The sequence below is a fragment of the Cupriavidus phytohabitans genome (assembly GCF_000426345.1).
Taxonomy (GTDB): domain Bacteria; phylum Pseudomonadota; class Gammaproteobacteria; order Burkholderiales; family Burkholderiaceae; genus Cupriavidus.
In genome coordinates this window covers 55,037-72,724 of record NZ_AUFE01000037.1, presented here as the reverse complement: position 1 = coordinate 72,724, position 17,688 = coordinate 55,037, and the positions used below count along the sequence as shown (strand labels likewise).

At 56.5% G+C, this 17,688-nt stretch carries 14 protein-coding genes and 1 pseudogene; 8 read left to right on the top strand and 7 right to left on the bottom strand.

Going from position 1 to position 17,688, the window contains the following annotated elements; all coding sequences use genetic code 11:
• The 3 genes and pseudogenes from K309_RS0123470 to K309_RS0123460 form a co-directional block, all read right to left on the bottom strand.
• Positions 1 to 214, bottom strand: a pseudogene (locus K309_RS0123470) (IS256 family transposase); the annotation flags it as partial.
• A 112-nt stretch (positions 215 to 326) separates the two neighbouring features.
• The gene (locus K309_RS37180) at positions 327 to 1,121 is read right to left on the bottom strand and encodes a glycerate-2-kinase family protein (RefSeq protein ID WP_035878230.1); all 795 of its coding nucleotides are present in this window, start codon (positions 1,119 to 1,121) and stop codon (positions 327 to 329) included.
• Positions 1,122 to 1,434: 313 nt separating this feature from the next.
• Complete coding sequence (locus K309_RS0123460; protein ID WP_029048685.1) at positions 1,435 to 2,217, bottom strand: SDR family NAD(P)-dependent oxidoreductase; 783 nt, start codon at positions 2,215 to 2,217, stop codon at positions 1,435 to 1,437.
• Between the two features lie 354 nt (positions 2,218 to 2,571).
• Between K309_RS0123460 and K309_RS0123455 the strand changes: the two genes are divergently transcribed.
• From K309_RS0123455 to K309_RS40220, 5 genes are all read left to right on the top strand, one after another.
• Positions 2,572 to 4,728: a hydantoinase/oxoprolinase family protein gene (locus tag K309_RS0123455; protein ID WP_232232465.1), complete on the top strand. Its 2,157-nt coding sequence runs from the start codon at positions 2,572 to 2,574 to the stop codon at positions 4,726 to 4,728.
• A gap of 16 nt (positions 4,729 to 4,744) precedes the next feature.
• On the top strand, positions 4,745 to 6,460 hold the full coding sequence (locus tag K309_RS0123450) for a hydantoinase B/oxoprolinase family protein (RefSeq protein ID WP_029048683.1): 1,716 nt from the start codon (positions 4,745 to 4,747) through the stop codon (positions 6,458 to 6,460).
• A gap of 19 nt (positions 6,461 to 6,479) precedes the next feature.
• Positions 6,480 to 7,328 carry a sugar phosphate isomerase/epimerase family protein gene (locus K309_RS0123445; protein WP_029048682.1) on the top strand — a complete coding sequence of 283 codons (849 nt, stop codon included), beginning with the start codon at positions 6,480 to 6,482 and terminating at the stop codon, positions 7,326 to 7,328.
• On the top strand, positions 7,328 to 7,801 hold the full coding sequence (locus K309_RS0123440) for a RidA family protein (RefSeq protein WP_029048681.1): 474 nt from the start codon (positions 7,328 to 7,330) through the stop codon (positions 7,799 to 7,801). The genes K309_RS0123445 and K309_RS0123440 overlap by 1 nt, the downstream gene beginning before the upstream one ends.
• A 295-nt stretch (positions 7,802 to 8,096) precedes the next feature.
• Positions 8,097 to 8,858: a GntR family transcriptional regulator gene (locus K309_RS40220; RefSeq protein WP_084402509.1), complete on the top strand. Its 762-nt coding sequence runs from the start codon at positions 8,097 to 8,099 to the stop codon at positions 8,856 to 8,858.
• Here the strand turns inward: K309_RS40220 and K309_RS37175 are convergent.
• A complete protein-coding gene (locus K309_RS37175; protein WP_198030844.1) occupies positions 8,744 to 9,559 on the bottom strand; it encodes a GntR family transcriptional regulator in 816 nt (271 codons plus the stop codon). The two genes, K309_RS40220 and K309_RS37175, sit on opposite strands and share 115 nt — an antisense overlap.
• Before the next feature lie 210 nt (positions 9,560 to 9,769).
• Positions 9,770 to 10,789: a porin gene (locus K309_RS0123425; RefSeq protein WP_255360123.1), complete on the bottom strand. Its 1,020-nt coding sequence runs from the start codon at positions 10,787 to 10,789 to the stop codon at positions 9,770 to 9,772.
• Positions 10,790 to 11,313: 524 nt separating this feature from the next.
• Between K309_RS0123425 and K309_RS0123420 the strand changes: the two genes are divergently transcribed.
• From K309_RS0123420 to K309_RS0123410, 3 genes are all read left to right on the top strand, one after another.
• A complete protein-coding gene (locus K309_RS0123420) occupies positions 11,314 to 12,831 on the top strand; it encodes an acyl CoA:acetate/3-ketoacid CoA transferase (RefSeq protein WP_051320572.1) in 1,518 nt (505 codons plus the stop codon).
• A 9-nt stretch (positions 12,832 to 12,840) separates the two neighbouring features.
• Positions 12,841 to 13,665 carry an enoyl-CoA hydratase/isomerase family protein gene (locus tag K309_RS0123415; protein ID WP_232232463.1) on the top strand — a complete coding sequence of 275 codons (825 nt, stop codon included), beginning with the start codon at positions 12,841 to 12,843 and terminating at the stop codon, positions 13,663 to 13,665.
• A gap of 145 nt (positions 13,666 to 13,810) precedes the next feature.
• Entirely contained in the window at positions 13,811 to 15,115 is a 1,305-nt protein-coding gene (locus K309_RS0123410; RefSeq protein ID WP_029048676.1) for an MFS transporter, read from the top strand.
• A gap of 576 nt (positions 15,116 to 15,691) precedes the next feature.
• On the opposite strand, the gene K309_RS0123405 is transcribed toward K309_RS0123410, so the two are convergent.
• Together K309_RS0123405 and tnpB are read right to left on the bottom strand one after the other, a co-directional pair.
• A complete protein-coding gene (locus K309_RS0123405) occupies positions 15,692 to 16,369 on the bottom strand; it encodes a TetR/AcrR family transcriptional regulator (RefSeq protein ID WP_029048675.1) in 678 nt (225 codons plus the stop codon).
• Between the two features lie 1,010 nt (positions 16,370 to 17,379).
• Positions 17,380 to 17,553, bottom strand: coding sequence for an IS66 family insertion sequence element accessory protein TnpB (gene tnpB / locus K309_RS44050; RefSeq protein ID WP_084402508.1), 174 nt, complete (start codon positions 17,551 to 17,553; stop codon positions 17,380 to 17,382).
• Positions 17,554 to 17,688 lie beyond the last annotated feature (135 nt).

Sequence of the window (17,688 nt, the reverse complement as noted above, 5' to 3'; positions counted from 1 at the left end):
CCGTCAGCACCTCGCGCTCCGGGAGGTAGCCATTGCGAACCACGGCACGCTGCCCGCTCAACGTCTTGACGTTACTGAACTGCTCAAGCAGCTCTGCCAGCTCCACTTCAATCGCCTCCTGGATGACCCGTCGGGCCCCGCGCCTGATCAGCTCCTCGAGCCCAAGCCCGATTTCCGATAGACCGACTGCTTCTTTCCCTTTATCCTTGCTCATGGTGGACCTTTCTTGTGCTGGTTTCCGATCTCGACAATCAGATTCTCAGCGGAAAGCTCCACCGCCCTCTACTCCGCGCCTCAAATTCCCCGCCTGTACACCAGTTTCGACTTTAGCTCTTCGGCAGACGGTCTGCGACGTTCCGATTGATGATGGTGTCGCGAGCATCATCCAACGTTGTCATGTCGGGACCGATGGGCGTGCTCTTGTACGCTGCATAGGGAACGGCGATGTCCCCCGTTGCGGGTGAGCCAACGGCGTCGCTAATGCCGAAACCAATCAGCTCAGCGCCAACGTCCTGGATGCGCTTGGCCAGCATCCCGCCGTTCAGTGCGGAGATATGCCGACGAACAGCGTTGATTTCATAGATGCCAGCACCGGACTTCAGCAGGACATCAGTTGTGTCGATTTCGTCCTGGAGGCTGATGCCTTCAATGGGGCAGGACATGAGCGCTGAGCTGCCGCCGCTGATGACTGCAATGAAGAGGTCGTTTGGCCCCGCCTGGTCGACGATCTCGATGATTTTTCTCGACGCACGGTAGCCTTCCTCGTTTGGTAGGGGATGTCCTCCGACGAAGACTTCAGTCTTGTTGAATCGGTCCGTTTCTTCCTTGATTTTGACAATGGCAATGCCTTGCGTCAGGTGATCACCCAACACGTGGTCCACCGCCATAGCCATGTGATTGCAGGCCTTCCCTGCTCCGATGAGATACACATTCCGCTTGCGGGAAAGATCCCATGAGCGCGTCCCGATATGCAGAACGTTTCCGTCCATGCGCATGATACTTCGGATGCGCTGATAGCTATCGAGTTTATCGAGTGTTCGGTCTGCAATCTCAAGCACAACTTGGCGAGATGACACATCGCCGTGTGAGAGTAGTACTTTGGAGTTTCGAATCTTGTTCATGCGCGATGAATTTCGTCAGGATTAGCGTTTGCGCTCGGGCAACTGTAGTCGCGACACCGCCCTTACAGTGACCGTTGAGGTAAAGGCAATGTCATTGATTGCGAACACCGCCATTTCGTGCAGCACACATGTTGGTCTTGTTCACCCCAAAAAAAGCGCACAGCAGCTGAGAAGCAGCGCGCCAAAAATGGGGCAGTCGGTGGGTATTACTGACGTAGCCGCCCGAGGGGGCGTTGTTAATGGAACCTTGATTTGCCCGGCGATGCTCTATTGAGTCTCTAATCGAATAGAAATGGGGTGTCCACTGGGGGGCTCAAGGCTGTGCGGCATACGACGAGTATGCGGTTGTCACGAGCCAGCCGCAGTCGATGGGAAGCGTCACGCCAGTGATTGCCGCCGCTTCATCGGAGCACAGGAAATAGATGGTGTTTGCTACTTCGGAAGGTTCGACGAAGCGACGCAGCGCGGATTTTTGAACGACTGCGTCGGGATTGCGTTCACCTGAATCGATTCGGGCCTGCATCGCCGGTGTCAGTGTGTAGCCGGGTGCGACCGCGTTCACCCGAACACCTTTGGGACCCCATTCAGCTGCCATGACCTCTGTAAGCATCTTGAGTCCCGCCTTTCCGATTGCGTAGCCAATCTGTGCGGAAGCTCTGAAGGTGGTCAACGAGCAGAGATTGATGATGGCTCCCTTGCCGCGCTCGCACATTGCACCCCCAAAAGCGCGGCAAGCCATCAATGTGCCGCGAACATTGATATTGGACAGGCGGTCGAACTCCGCCATATCCATCTCAAGTAGGCGCACGGCATTCTGAAGAACTCCGCCCGAGTTGACGAGGACGTCAGGTACACCATGCGCTTCGAGGACTCTGCGCGAGAACTGCGAAATCGACTCATCGATCGCCAGGTTCAGGGGATAGAAGAACACCTGCTGTCCAGCTTTGTGTAGCTCCTCCGCAATTTGGCGCCCACGCTCTTCGTTCACGTCGCCAATGACGACTTGCATGCCCGCCGTCGCAAAACGGCGTGCGGTTGCCTCACCTATCCCGCTCGCCCCACCAGTTATTACTACCAAATTCGAATTGGTGCCCATGTTTAGTCCTCGACTGTTGAAGATTCCACGCCACAACGGTGATGCTGGGATCAAAGGGTAAAAAGCCGTAAGCGCCACTTTTATGATCGGCGTTTAGTCGATACTATGTCGACATAGCTCGTTTGGTCAAGGACTAAGTAACGGTATGGTTAACCATGAAATGTAAAAAAAGGCTTATAAAACAGATAGTTGCAGTTGATTGTGTTCGGGCCTCTATTTTTTATGTTTGACTTTGTCGGCAATTGGTCGACAATGCGTGGGCGGCAGTTCCTTCTGAGACACGGAGGACGTGCGTGAGGACCTACACGCGAAAGGCCGCTGCGACAGCGAAGTAAGAGGGCGGAAAGGCGGGGCTTGGACTGGCTGCAATTTCGAGGCTGGGACGCCAGGACTACCCACCCACAGCATCAAAACTGGACGGAAGAAATTATGGCAAGCGCACGCATTGGCGTAGATATCGGCGGTACTTTTACTGACCTAGTACTTCTTGACGACAAGGGTCAGGTTACGTTCACCAAGGTTTCCTCGACCCCTGCAGCTCCGGAAGAAGCTGTGTTGATCGGCGTCGAGCGCATCCTGAAGCAGGCAGGTCTACGGACCGACGACGTCACGGAAATTCTCCATGGCACGACCGTTGGGTCTAACACCATGCTGCAGAAAGTCGGCGCAAAATGCGGCCTGATTACCACGAAGGGTTTCCGCGACGTTCTCGAGATTGGCCGCGTCCGTACGCCTACCATGTTCGATTTGACATGGGACAAGCCAGTGCCTCTGGTGGAGCGTCGTTATCGCCTGGAAATTGACGAGCGAACGCTAGCCAGTGGCGTCATCGAACGTCCGACACCTATTGATGAGCTGGCGAAAGCTGGTGAGTTCTTCCGCAGCGAAGGTGTGGAATCGGTCGCCATCTGCTTTATCAACTCGTACAAGAACAAGCGGAACGAGGCTGTAGCGCTGTCTGCCTTCCAGGAAAGCTTCCCGGAAATAAGTGTCACCGCGTCGATTTCCGTACTGCCGGAGTTGCGCGAGTACGAGCGCACGTCAACCACCGTCGTCAATGCCTATGTGCTACCGGCACTGCGCACCTATCTGCAGCGCCTGGAAAGTGGCCTTAAGCGGATCGGCGTGAACGCGCCGCTCTTGGTCAGCAATTCCAATGGTGGTCTGTCAAACGCGCGCGTTGCACAGGACACCCCCGTGTTCTTCATTTCGTCCGGTCGCTCGGCCGGCGTGGTGGGTGCTGGTCGCCTGGGCGAAGCGCGTGAAGACCGCGATCTCGTCGTGTTCGACATGGGGGGTACGACCGCATCCGCCTCTCTGATCCATGATGGTCAGCTGGCACGTACCAACGAATATGAATTCCGCGCGGGCATCTCGACGCCGAGCCGCTTCATCAAGGCTGGCGGCTACATGATGCGCGTGCCCACCATCGACGTCGCCGAAGTCGGTAGCGGTGCGGGCTCGATTGCGTGGATCGATGCCGGTGGCCTCCTGAACGTCGGTCCGGTTTCTGCTGGCGCATTCCCTGGGCCGGTTTGCTATGGCATCGGCGGCGAGCGTCCAACTGTGACCGACGCGAACGCGGTTCTGGGTTTTCTGCCACAGAAGCTGGCGGGCGGGACGATGGAGTTGCATATTACCGCCGCCCGCGAGGCAATTGGCAGCCTGCTCGCCGAGCCCCTCGATATTTCCATCGAAGAGGCGGCTGTTGGCATCCGCGAGGTGGTCAACGTCAACATGGCACGCACCATTAAGGCTGTGACTGTGGAACGCGGTGTGGACCCGCGGGACTTCACGCTGATGGCGTTCGGTGGGTCCGGCCCCGTCCATGCATGCGATCTGGCTCGCACACTTGAGATGAAACGCGTCGTGTTCCCTGCAGCCCCGGGTGTGTTCACCGCAATGGGCATGCTGGCTGGCGCCGTCGAACGTTACTTCGTTCGTCCGTTCCACAGCCTGCTGAATGACCTCGAATTGGGTGAGCTGGAGCAGAGCGTCGCACAAATGCGTGACGAGGCTGCCAAAGCGCTGGCCAACGAAGGCTATTCGGCCGACCGCATTCAGTATCTGTTCGAGCTGGATATGCGCTTCAGCGGCCAAGACTACGAGATTCCTGTCCAAGTGCCGGCTTCGCTTGGGGAAGATGCTCGCGAGCAGTTGCATAAGGGATTCCGTGACGCTTACACGGCAATGTACGGGTATGCGTCAAACGACGCCATCGAGTGCGCCAATGTCCGACTGCTCGCGCGAGGAATCGCGACCAAGACGCTCGACTTCCGCGACATTCAAAGCACCTCCAATGTATCGGCCGACGCGAAGCGCTTGAGCCGGAAGGTCTATTTCAACCGCGAATCAGGTTGGGTCGATACGCCCATCATTCCGCGAGCGCTGCTGGACAAGGAAATTTTGGGTCCGGTCATTCTCGAAAGCTCTGATACCACGATTGTTATCCCGCCGGGCTGGCGCGTCAGCACCGACAAGGTAGGCAGCGTCATTGCATCGCTCGCCTGAATCAAAGGAGTCAAATATGGCACAACGTAAAGTCGACCCCATCACTTTTGCCGTGATCAAGAATGCACTGGACACGATCGTAGATGACATGGCGTTCGCGGTGATGCGCACCGCGCGTTCGCCCATCATCCGTGACGTGCTGGATTATTCCGTGACGATGTGCGACGCCACCGGCCGGATCCTGGCTCAGGCCAAGACCGTGGCGCTCCACCTCGGCGCCGTGCCCGATGCCGTGGACGTGGTCATCAAGAAGTTCGCGAACAATGTGAACCCCGGCGACGTCATCATCTTCAATGACCCGTACGAAGGCGGAATGCACCTGCCGGACATCTTCATGTTTAAGCCTATCTTCTTCGAAGGCAGGCTCCAGGGGTTCTCCGTCGTCATCGCTCACCATTGCGATGTGGGTGGTCGCGTGCCGGGTTCGAATGCAGCCGACTCCACCGAGATTTTCCAAGAGGGGCTGCGCATCCCGCCGACCAAGCTGTATATCGGTGGCGAAGAGAACGACACCCTGGTCAACATCATCAAGAAGAACGTGCGACTGCCGGACTTGGTTCTGGGCGACTTGGATGCGCAGCTCGCAACGTGCAATATCGGCGAGCGCGAACTGGTGAAGATGATTCAGCGTTACGGCGAAGATAACCTGCGCCAGTACTTTGACGAACTGCTGGATTATGGTGAGCGTCTGACACGGCAGGCGATCACCGCCTGGCCAGATGGCGTCTACGAGTTTACCGACTACATTGACAGCGACGGCTTCACCGATGAGGCCATCCCCATCAAGTGTGCCATCACGGTGAAGGGTTCGTCCGTCGCGGTCGACTTTGCCGGCTCGTCGCCGCAGGTTCGGGGTGCTATCAATTCGACCCTGTCGTTTGTAAAGTCCGCCACATATCTGGGTATCCGCTGCGTGCTCGAGGCTGACGTGCCGAACAACGCCGGTGTCTATCGCTGCATCGACATCACTGCTCCCGAGGGCTCCATTCTGAACCCGCGTATGCCGGCACCCGTGGCGGCGCGTGCGCTGACGGGATACCGCGTGGTGGACTGCGTGTTCGGCGCTCTGTCGAAGATTGCCCCCACGAAGGTCATGGCGGCCGGCGAAGGCGGTAACACCGTCATCGCGCTGAGCGGATACGACAAGCAGTCCAGCGAGCCGTTCATCCTGGTGGACATGATCAACGGTGCCTGGGGTGGTCGATTCAACAAAGATGGCATCGAGGGTGTGACGAATCCCTCGCAGAACATGTCAAACATGCCCATCGAGACCCTCGAAGCTCGCTACCCCATCGTTATGGAGGCGTATGGCTTCGCCCAGGATTCGGGCGGCGCCGGCGAATATCGCGGTGGCCTGGGCCTGGTGCGAGAGTATCGAATCCTCGCAGAGGAAGTCGTCGCACAAATCCGCTCTGACCGCAGCGCGCATGCGCCTTACGGCCTGTTCGGCGGATGCTCGGGAGCTCCGTCCAAGAACTCGCTACGAGTGGGCCAGGAAACAAAGCCGCTGCCCAGCAAATTCACGATGACACTGAACAGCGGTGCCACGATTCGCCACGAGCAGGCGGGCGGTGGTGGCTACGGCGATCCGCTGAAGCGCTCGCTGGACCTCATTGAAGCTGATCTGGCCAACGGCAAGGTGTCGCCCGAATACGCCGAGCGCTTCCACAAGGTCGTGTTCAAGGGTGACCAGGTTGACCGTGATGCTTCCCTGAAACAGCGCGGCGCGTGACTGAGACGTGGGGAAAGAAATGAGTTTTGACCTTTCAAGATTCTCAATTAACCAGATCACGACGCCGAAGTGGTCGATGCCAGAAGCGCTGGAAGGCTATAAGCGCCACGGCATCAATGGCATCGCTGTCTGGCGCAACTTCATGGAGGACTACGGCGTCGCACAGACCCGCAAGCATCTTCGTGAGCTGGAGATGTGGGTACCGTCGCTTTGCACGAGCGAATGGTTCAACGTCGCGGCGGGCCGCAACATCTCTGAGGCCATTGATACAAACCGCCGGTTGCTCGACGCGGCTGCGGAAATTGGTGCAGGCTGCCTCATGATGGTGGTTGGCGGAATGCCTTCGGATAGCAAAGACATCGCCGGACAGCGAGCCAAGGTGCGCGATGCGCTTTTTGCCCTTGCGCCGCATGCGCGTGAAGTCGGTGTGAAGCTTGGCCTGGAACCGCTTCACCCGATGTACGCAGGCGACCGTAGCGTGTTGAACTCCATCAGGGTAGCGAATGACCTCTGTGATGAGCTTGGCGACGCGGCGGGTCTGGTGCCTGATGTCTACCATTGCTGGTGGGACCCGGAGTTCGAGCAGGAACTGCGTCGCGCCGGCCCGGAACGAATTCTCACGTTCCACTACTGCGACTGGCTAGTTCCGACACGAAATCTTAGAGACCGCGGCATGGTTGGGGACGGTGTGGTCGATATCCCTCGCATCAAGGGATGGCTAGACGACATCGGCTATACCGGCCCGTTTGAGCTTGAGATTTTCTCGGAACTCGACTGGTGGGAGCGTTCGCCTGAGGAAACGACTCGAATCGCCATTGAGCGATGCGGCCCTCACGTCCAACCTATTGGGCCGAAGGGGGAGGCGTGATGGCAGCGACTCTCGAAGAGCGGTTGAAGGAAGTCGGTATCGAGCTTCCGCCTGCCGTGACACCAGGTGCAAATTTCTCGCCGACAAAGCGCGTGGGCAATTTGCTTTATGTTTCGGGCCAGGTTCCGGTGACCGGTGGCGTGGACAAGTATGTTGGCAAGCTAGGCGTGGATGTCAGCCTCGAAGAGGGGCAGGCCGCCGCCAGGCTCTGTGCGATCAACGTTTTGTCGCAGGTGAACCAAGCGGTCGGGGGCGACTTCGACAAAGTTGTAGGGTGCGTTCGGCTTGGCGGCTTTGTCAACGCCGCAGCGGACTTTAAAGACCATCCGAAGGTCATCAACGGTGCTTCGGATTTGATTGTCGCGGTGCTTGGTGACGCTGGTCGTCACACGCGCGCAGCAGTCGGGTGCAATTCACTTCCACGAGGCGTGGCCGTCGAGGTGGACGCCATTTTCGAGCTGAGTAGTCAGTAGCGTTCGATTGCCTGGAGGGCTGCCGGCGGCGGTCCTCCCATGGCAAACGAGGTCGGTAGCCAAGACTGAATGTGACATATCGTCCATATGGATGCATGTTTGACATTGTCGGCATAATATCGACAATAGATGCATCACGCTGTCGATGAAAGATGGCAGGGTAATGTTCTCGCCGATGGCAAGCGACGCCCTCCTGGCCGGAGGAACTAAATCCGTTCATGAGCGGATAGCAATAGCATCGAATGGCCAGCATCGGGAAAGCTGAGCGAGCACCGTCTTCATTAATTAGAGATCCATGGCAAAGGCTTCAACTGAGAATCACGCGGTCAAGGAGACAGGAGCTGTCCGTGTCTACGGAATTCTTCGCGACGAAATCCTGAAGATGCAGTTGGCGCCCGGGACTCCGCTGGACGAAAATGGACTTGCGGAGCGATTCAACCTTTCACGCTCCCCCATTCGCGAGGCGTTGGTTCGACTCTCTGGCGATGGCTTGGTACAGATACTTCCGAATCGGAGTACCGTTGTTACGCCGATGGACTATCAGCGGATGCCGGAGTTCCTGGATGCACTTGACCTTCTCCAGCGGGTTACCACTCGACTCGCGGCATTGCACCGAACCCCGGCTGATTTAGCACTGATACGTGAAACACAGAAGGCGTATGAGAAGGCGATTGCTGCCAGTATCAAATCTGGCGACAGCCTTGGGATGATAGACAAGAATTATGACTTCCATATGGCCGTGGCCAAGGCCGGTAGGAACGTCTACTTCGCTGACCTCTACCGCCGTCTGCTCGATGAGGGGCGGCGAATGCTTCATCTTCATTTCGAATACGAAGCGCTGAGCACCGAACTTAGCGTGGATAAGATGGCTGGTGGGCATGCGGACATCGTCAGCGCCATTGAGGCTGGTGATGCCGATCGAGCCGAAGAATATGCTCACCTTCACGCGGTCCAGTTCCGAGGCCGCTTCATGCAGTTCCTCAATCGAAATCTGACCGCCAGTGTGCCCTTGAACATCCAATCGACAACCTCTGAACCTGTAGCGAGCCAAACGTAAGCAAGCCAGGCTTGCAGTCGCGTGCCATTAGCGTAGCTACTGGCCGCGAGGGTATTAGGGGTATTCCCTTCGCTAAGATTGTGAGTCTCCGCGAGATTCCCGGCCTCATCGATATCACCGTTTAGTATCGCTTCGACGATGAAACTTTGCTGCTCCAGGAGCGCGGAAACGTCATGCATGAACGAACTGGTGGAGCGGATACATAGGCGAACCTGCTGCTCAACGGACTCGTATTGGGAAAGTAGCCTGCCATGGTGTGCTTGCGAGACGATCGTATTATGCAAAGCGAAATACGCATCTGCAATGACTTGTGTATTCCCCGTTTTGCTAATTGAAATAAGTCTTTCAAGGCTAGCCGAGATAGCGCTGCGCTTGGCCTCGTTGATGCTATAAGCAACCATGCGAGCCGCGAGTCTCTCAATACTGGACCGAATGGTGTACAACTCCCACGCATCCTTCGCAGTCAGTGAAATAACCGTCCAGCCGGTATATGGAATTAGTGTGGTGAGTCCTTCCTTCTGTAACTGATGAAGCGCCGTGCGTATTGTTGCACGGGATAGACTCATTTCAGCCGCTAGTTGTACCTCCGTGATTCGAGCGCCCGGTAGAATCACGCCATCCATAATGGCCTCCCGAATCGCATCTGCCGCTTGACCTTCGGCCTTCTGTTTGATGACTTTTGGAATCTTCAGCATTGGCATGGCCTAACTCCGATTAGCACTTGGAGTCTGCTTACCGGAAGCGTAGCTTCGAGTGTCGGTGCGTTTGTTCCCAGCAATGGCCACCTTGTAGTGATCCGGTAGGTTGGGGCCACGCTGCGGGGTATGGCGCCTGGCCTTCATTAAGCATGGCAAAGCGGCGCACTTGTAATGGACTTACCAGTGCGCCGATCGCAGGCGAGAACGGTGGACTTAAAACTTGTGGCGAACGCCCACCGTCAGACCGACGCGGTTGTCGTGGCCGTAAAATGGCGTCGTGAATCCATTCTGCGATGCCAGCGTAGTCCAAGCGCCGGATAGCTTGGTGTAGTCCGCCTCCGCATAGACATCGGTTCGTTTGCTCATCGCGTAGTCCAGCATGAGTGCGCCGCCATACCGATTGCCAGACTGAGATGCGTGGTTCAGGTGATCGTAGTTGCCGAGGGCGGTAAAGGTCCAGGCGCTATTGATCGAATAGCTCAACCCCAGATGGACCACCTGGTTGCGATAATCTGCAGTGGTGAGGCTATTGTGAACGTAATTCAGGAATAGCTTTGCCTTACCAAATGCATAGTTACCCCCGAGCGTCCAGACCTTTTGATCGCTAACCGGGACCGTGACGCCGAAATAGCTAGCCGTGTCCCGGATGATTTGATAGCCACCTGTTACGGAGAAGGGACCGCCCGCGTAAGAAATGCTTCCACCGGTCGAAGACGATTTCGCAACGCTTCCTGCTACCTCGCCAAATGCATGTTGGGCGGCAATAGAGAAACCACCAAAAATTCCGGTGTACTTCAGCATATTGTCTTGCCGCACACCGCCTGTGTAGTTCCCCCCTTGAAAGCCAACTAAGGCAAGGTTTGCCAGAGCCATGGCATCGTTCTTAGCAATAGCCTCATGGATGACAGTGTATTGACGTCCCAGCGTGATGGTGCCGAATTCCCCTTGCAGACCTGTGTACACGCGGCGGCCGAATAGCCGCCCTCCTTGAAGACTTTGCCCTGAATCTAGTGCAAAACCAGATTCCAATACGAAGATGGCTTGATTATTGCCACCCAGCTCTTCTTTGCCTATCAAGCCCCAACGGCTTCCCGTCAAGACACCTTCTGCCATCTGCAGTTTGCGATCTCCCGACGGATTCTCATTAGTAGTGTATCGAATGGTCGTATCGACCAAGCCGAATAGGGTAACGCTACCTTCTGCATGCGCAAGCTGGGTCACAGTGCAGCTCATCGCTGCGGCGCAAAGGAGTAGTTGTTGCCTCATGATCTTTTATCTCGCTCCCTCTTTTCCTATCAGTTTCTTTCTTCGCTATGAGCTGGCCTAGCCTCAATTTAATTTGTACGAGGTAAGCCATTGGTTGCCTGGTGAGTGACCTAGATGCCCGACGAGCTTGGTCGATGGTGCGGCGCGCTCCGGTGATGAGGGTGACAAGTAATGTTGCGTCCCCTCGCCAGGACATTCAGGGTGTGGTGCGTGCCCTGTTGGCGACGCGGGCTGAAGCGCCTCCCAGTACACCGCCCAACTCGCCTCGAGCCTACTAAGTAACCAACCAGTTCGTTATTTAATGCGAGGCAGTGACGGCTGTCAATGTCCTCGTTCTGAGGCTGGGCTTGGGTTTACAGGTAAACCCGCAGAGTCGGAAACATTCCTTGTCCTTTGCATATGCATGTGACAGTATTCTTCATAAGTAACCATCTGGTTCGTTACATGTACGACGCAGATGAGTGTGATGATAGGGTTGACGGAGGCCTGAAGTGGGCAAGTGGAAGAGCTTGGAAGTTGTGGTTGAACAGATTCAAGATGGCGCGACAGTGGCGATCTCTGGATCCGGCGGTGGATTGTTGGAGGCTGATGCCGTGCTGGCAGCACTTGAGCGGCGATTTTTGGCGACTGGGCACCCAAGAAATCTCACCGTGGTCCATGCCTTAGGGATTGGGGATGGGAAGGGTAGTGGCCTAGGTCGGTTCGCGCATCCCGGTATGGTCAAGCGTGTGATCGGTGGTCATTGGCGTTGGTCCCCAGCTATGCAGGAACTCGCGCGCACTGAGCAAATTGAGGCTTACAGCTTTCCCGCAGGCGTCCTCGCCACCTTGTTCAGAGAGATTGGCGCTGGGAGACCGGGCGTCATCACCCGTGTAGGGTTGGGTACATTTGCCGATCCGCGTGTAAACGGCGGCAAAATTAATGCCTCGGCCACCGATGACCTTGTGGAGGTAGTCAGCCTTGGTGGCGAGGAGTATTTGCGTTACAAGCCGTTCAAAATCGACTTCGCTATCGTGATGGCATCTGCGGCGGATGAGAAAGGGAACGTGACTACGCGGCATGAGCCGGCCGACCTAGATGTGTATGCGTTGGCCCTCGCTGCTAGCAATAGCGGCGGCAAGGTCATTGTCCAGGTGAAGCGCAGGATCCAGTCCGGAGAGCACATCTCTCCGCGCCAAGTGCGCATTCCAGGAGTTTTGGTGTCAACTCTCGTGGAGGTGCCAACCCAACCACAGTGTCAAATTGCGGAATACGACCCCACACTGAGCGGCGAGTCGCGTTGCGAAATTTCGGGTACGGAGCAGGAGGCTCCCATTGTCATTCGACGGCTCGTCGCAGAGCGTGCCGCAAGGGAGTTGGTGCCGGGGCAATCGGTGAACTTCGGCTTCGGCTTCCCTGGGGCTATTCCCGGTTTGCTGGCAGCCGAGGGGCAAGAGGGCGCCTACTGGTGTACCGTCGAACAAGGAATTCACAACGGAAACATGTTGGATGGCGTGATGTTCGGCGCGGCGCGAAATGCGGACGCTATTGTGGCCAGTGTTGATCAGTTTGATTTCTATAGCGGGGGGGGCATTGATATCACGTTCCTTGGCATGGGCGAAATGGACGCGGAAGGGAACGTGAATGTATCCAAACTCGGCACAACGGTGGTTGGCCCTGGTGGATTCATGGATATCACCCATGGCGCTAAGAAAGTCGTGTTCTGCGGTGCTTTCGAGACGAAGGGACTCGAGATTCAGGAGGATGGTGAGAACGTCAGCATTATTTCCCCCGGAGAAATACCGAAGCTCGTGGAACGAGTACGACACGTGACATTCAGTGGTCGAGAAGCCCGCAAGGCTGGCAAGGAGGTTCTCTACGTTACGGAACGGGCAGTTTTCCGTCTGGACCCGGAGGGGGTGCGCCTGGTTGAAGTCGCCCCAGGCGTAGATGTAGAGAAGGACGTGCTGGCAAGAATGGGATTTGCCCCGCTGGTCGATTCCAGTCTGCTTGTCAACGTCACGAACTAAGGAATTACGATGCAATTCACGATGAACTCCGACGCTCAGCAACTTGGATCCGAGGACGTACAGTACGAAGTGCGGGGTAGTGTCGCCACTATCACACTGAATCGTAGCGCGAAGCACAATGCCCTCACGCTCGCTATGCTCTCTCAAATCGGGAATCTGCTCGATATCGTGGAGGCTAGCCCCGACATTCGGGTCGTCGTGCTGCGCGGTGCCGGGCAGCGCTTCTTTTGCAGTGGCGCCGACATTTCAGAGTGGGGATCCCTCGACGCTCAGGCCATGGGTGCCCGATTTGTTCGTGCGGGCAATCGCATTTTCAGACGTATCGCCGAACTCGAGATTCCGACGATTGCAGTGCTTCGCGGAAACGCCCTAGGGGGAGGCTTGGAGCTCGCGCTGAGCTGTGATTTTCTTATCGCGTGCGCTAGCGTAGAGGTGGGTTTTCCGGAGTCCACAGTGGGTGCCATTCCTGGCTGGCTGGGTTGCCAGCGCATCTCTGAGCTTGTAGGGCCCGCGCGTGCCCGCTCTCTTGTCCTGCTAGGTGAGTCCGTCGACGCCGTCACCGCACAAGCGTGGGGACTACTGCATAAAGTAGCATCAGTAGAATGCCTGGATGTCGAGGTCGATCGTATCTGCAGCGTACTAGCGTCACGTTCTTCCACGTCACTATCGGTGGGAAAGCGACTGCTGCGTCTCGTTGGGGAGAACGCTATGGATGTCGCCCACGAATTGGCTGCTTCTGTTTGCAAGGCAAGCCCCGACGCCATCGAGGGCGTGGCTGCATTCAGGGAAAAGAGGCCGGCAGTGTTTAGCCAGCTCTCGCAATCGCGGGATTGAAAGCAGCTTTCGCATCAGGGGCAAGCATCTGTTAGGAGTATGGGGGCATGCTCCATGCTCAGGCGCCGTCGGAGGCAAAGTGAACGATGTATCCAGCGAGGCATATCGCTGGAATGTGGCAACCTCAGGGAGAGTGGAGACGCAAGTGGAGTACAAATCTTACCGGTGGCGCGTTTGCGCGTTGCTATTCTTTGCAACCACAATCAACTATCTCGACCGCCAAGTGCTTGGTCTACTCAAGCCGGTTCTGGAGGGGCAGTTTGGTTGGACTGAGACACAGTACAGCCATGTGGTAATGGTGTTTATGATCTGCTATGCGATCGGCCTGTTGCTCGCGGGGCGCCTGATCGACCGCCTTGGTACCAAAATTGGCTTTGCTCTTTGTGTCTTGGTCTGGACCATCGGCGCCTGCGGCCACGCTGCAGTTAGGAACACACTGGGATTTGCGTTCATGCGCGGTTTGCTAGCGCTTGGGGAAGCTGGCAACTTCCCAGCGGCCGTGAAGACTGTGTCGGAGTGGTTCCCGCGCCGAGAGCAAGCTCTCGCTATGGGCTTCATAACCGCTGGTTGCAGCATCGGCGCCGTTGTCGCGCCTGCTACTGTGCCATGGCTGGCTGCAACATATGGCTGGGAAGCGGCTTTCTTCGCGACTGGTTTTACTGGAGTCGTGTGGCTTGCTTGCTGGCAATTGGCCTACCAATCTCCGCACTTGCACAAGAAGGTCTCCAAACAGGAACTTACTCTAATCGAGTCTGATGCGGGTGAGGTGCCGGCGGGGGGGGCGGTACCCTGGGTGTCGTTGCTTCGGATGCGCGGTACTTGGATCTTCCTGCTTGGGAAATTTCTTACCGATCCCATCTGGTGGTTCATGCTCTTCTGGCTGCCCTCATATTTTTCCAGCCGATTTAATCTTGACATGAAGCACTTGGGCTTGCCTCTGATCATCGTCTATACGGCAACATCGATCGGTAGCATCGCCGGAGGTTGGGTTTCCTCGCAACTGATTGCACGAGGCTGGAAAGTTAGTGCTGCCCGCCAAACCACGATGTTTATTTTGGCGTTACTGGTAACCCCAATTATTGCGTCACCCCTAATTGATGACATGTGGACCATGGTTGGGCTACTTAGTCTCGCTGCCGCTGCACACCAGGGATGGTCGGCCAACCTCTACACGACGGTGTCCGACATGTTCCCTAAGGAACAGGTAGCTTCTGTCGTGGGCATTGGAGGTATGGGTGGCGCAGTCGGATCAACGCTGTTCCCGCTCGCTGTCGGTCTCGTTCTTGATCATTACAAGATTCTCGGAAACCTAAATGGCGGCTACAACGTGATTTTTGTTGTTTGCGGCTTTGCCTATGTCCTCGCTTGGCTGGTAATGTGGCTGATGCGCGTGACTGGCCATACGACGCAAGCGGATGCCAATGTCCGAACTGGCGTGACAGCTTCCTGATCACTAACGGCAAAGAGGTCTTTCGCTGCGCTGATGGACCGTGTGGACGCTTGAGGCGAATGATCCGGAGTGGTCCCCATCAGAATTTGGTGGGGACTACTTTGGAGTCTGTGTCTAAGCGGAGTGGCTGCATGTACGGCAGCCGCAATCACCCGATTGAACATGAAACGTCGGCTGGCAGAAGAGGCCTCCGCCAAGCCGAACGGGCTCGACCCTGAGGCTTACCGGCGACACGCAATTGCTCGCATCGCTGACCACCCCGTCACGCGTCAGCGAACTGCTGGCATGGACTATGGCTGAGCATATCCGCTAAAAGCATCCCCTTCTTCAAGAACACTGACAGTGGGACGGTTGCCCCAGAGTTCGGCTGGAGAACACTGAACTTACGTGCGTGGTTCGGGGGAGATCTAGCTTTGGCCGTCAAGCGGTTGAAAGCCACTCGACAGCAGACAGGGTATGCAACCTTCTCCGAATTGCATTGAATGCTGACCCAAGGGGCAGGGCTCAGTGAAAGTCGATAGTGGATCAGATAGTGGTGGGCCGGTAGTTGCTCAACACCGGTTGCCACCGAGAAATTCAATCAGGAGCCAAAATTCGCATGATTGAATCGATGTTGAAGGAAAGTCTCGCGTCAAGGGCGGTCTTGTCGGAGAAATCGAATCCGTAAATAACCCGACCGGTGTACTGATTGGTCAGGTAATAATAACCGACAGCAGCCATCGAAATATGCAGTTGCACGGGATCAATGCCAGGCCTGAATGAGCCTTCTTCAACCCCGCGATCCAGAATTCGCTTAAGCATACCTACAAAATCTTGATGCAATTCCGAAAAGATGGCTGACTTCTTGACGTGACGCGCCCGATGCAGATTCTCGTTATTCGCCAGAGCAAGAAATTCCGGATGCTTCAAGTAGTAATTCCAGGTGTGAGTCATGAGGGTGATGATGGCTTCCCTCGGGGGTAGGTGATCAAGCTCCAAACGCTTCTCTGCAGTGCGGATGTCCAACCAGGCATCTTCGAGAACGGCGAGGAATAGCTTCTCCTTACTTTCGAAGTAGTGATAGATCAGGCGCTTGTTGGCCTTCGCTCGCAGTGCGATGCTTTCAACGCGGGCACCTCCAAATCCCTCTTTTGCAAACTCGGCCTTTGCGGCGCGAAGGATGCGGGCCTGCGTCATGGCGGGATCCCTGGACTGCTTTGTGCCCTTATCTTCTTGATTTCTGTCGGATGCTGCGGCGGATTCAACTTTGGTCATGTATAGCCTGCCTTCTAAGGCCGTAGCGGTTTTACTGGTAGCCCGACTTAGAAGGGCTGGATACGCTCCCTGCGCGAAATCTAAGCTGGTGCATAGGTGTGTAATTATAGCTTGGCATGTGCGAGTCTTGCGTGCGGCTTGCCGCTATATCGTCCGCCAGAACGTTCAAGGCCCAACGCGTTCCTGAGCGCGTTTCGCTTGAGAGAGATCGGTGGATACGAGAGGCGCTTCTGCCGGGAGCGGCTGGTCGTGTTATACGCTGCGCCCCGATAATAGGCCATCAAGAAGTTCCTGGACCTGCTGCGAGTCCACGGTGTTATCCCTCCGTGAAGGAGTTCTTTCTAGGACTGGAGCTGACCCGCTTGTTCGGCCACTTGCTATCTTGAACTGTAGGGGTGCTGCCGCGCCGCTCCTGTCTTGCCCTGAACTTTCCATAGCCGCGCAAACAAGGCCGCTGCTCGCTACTCAGCATGGTCTATTCCCGCTCGAGACGGTACGAGCTGCGTAATGCGACGCCGACCTACCCAGTCCAAAAATTAGATCGCGCCCTGCCAATGACCGGGTTCGATGGGATGTTGACCTTCTGCGGGGCGGGCTTTGATCATGACCTCGGGCGTGGCAAACTTCTGGCACCGTCGTGCATGTGCGAGCACGATGCACTCGCAATGACCGACTCAGGTGTAGGCATGCACTCATTTCCCCTGCTCAGGGTCCCTCGAGCTTTAATATAAAGCGCCTGGTAAATCGGCTCATGCCAGAGGCGAATGGATTCCTTCTCGGGGAAGTCGGTTGGCGGTCGGCGAGCTATTGGCTCCGCGCTCCATGACACCGCTCAATGGCAGTTTTGGCGTCTCCCATGACGCTGACCGATCCAATACATTCGAGGCCCAACGCGCAATCCAACTGGCGTCGTGATCACGCCAGAGAGTCGGTCCTCGACTCATCGTCGCGGCATGGCGCCTCAGTTCTCGGAATTGCTGCCCAGAACAACCGAATCAGGAGCCTTCAATTCAACATACGGGGATGCAGTGTGGAGCGGGATAGGTGAACAGCGACGAGAAGCCGTTGCGGCCCAGAGCAGCATTTTTGAGGCGGTCGGCCCGTCGGTTGCGGAACACGTGCACCGTGGCCGCGAACGGATGGAGCGCCAGCGTCTGTTCGACCAGGCTGGCCAGGCCGTTGATGGATTGCGCTGGCCTTCCAGCGCCTTGCCTTCTTCAAGCACTTACGCCTCATCCACATGCCACACGTAAGGCTTGTTGATGCTGCTTATCTTGGGTGGGTTGAGGCTGGCATGAGCGGGACCCTATCGTTTACCC

Excerpts from the sequence above, each read along its gene's own strand:
- K309_RS0123425 (WP_255360123.1), bottom strand. The coding sequence starts at position 10,789 with ATGAGCTGCACTGTGACCCAGCTTGCGCATGCAGAAGGTAGCGTTACC.
- K309_RS0123450 (WP_029048683.1), top strand. The coding sequence starts at position 4,745 with ATGGCACAACGTAAAGTCGACCCCATCACTTTTGCCGTGATCAAGAAT.
- K309_RS0123405 (WP_029048675.1), bottom strand. The coding sequence starts at position 16,369 with ATGACCAAAGTTGAATCCGCCGCAGCATCCGACAGAAATCAAGAAGAT.
- K309_RS0123445 (WP_029048682.1), top strand. The coding sequence starts at position 6,480 with ATGAGTTTTGACCTTTCAAGATTCTCAATTAACCAGATCACGACGCCG.
- K309_RS0123440 (WP_029048681.1), top strand. The coding sequence starts at position 7,328 with ATGGCAGCGACTCTCGAAGAGCGGTTGAAGGAAGTCGGTATCGAGCTT.
- K309_RS37180 (WP_035878230.1), bottom strand. The coding sequence starts at position 1,121 with ATGAACAAGATTCGAAACTCCAAAGTACTACTCTCACACGGCGATGTG.
- K309_RS0123460 (WP_029048685.1), bottom strand. The coding sequence starts at position 2,217 with ATGGGCACCAATTCGAATTTGGTAGTAATAACTGGTGGGGCGAGCGGG.
- K309_RS40220 (WP_084402509.1), top strand. The coding sequence starts at position 8,097 with ATGGCAAAGGCTTCAACTGAGAATCACGCGGTCAAGGAGACAGGAGCT.
- K309_RS37175 (WP_198030844.1), bottom strand. The coding sequence starts at position 9,559 with ATGCCAATGCTGAAGATTCCAAAAGTCATCAAACAGAAGGCCGAAGGT.
- K309_RS0123415 (WP_232232463.1), top strand. The coding sequence starts at position 12,841 with ATGCAATTCACGATGAACTCCGACGCTCAGCAACTTGGATCCGAGGAC.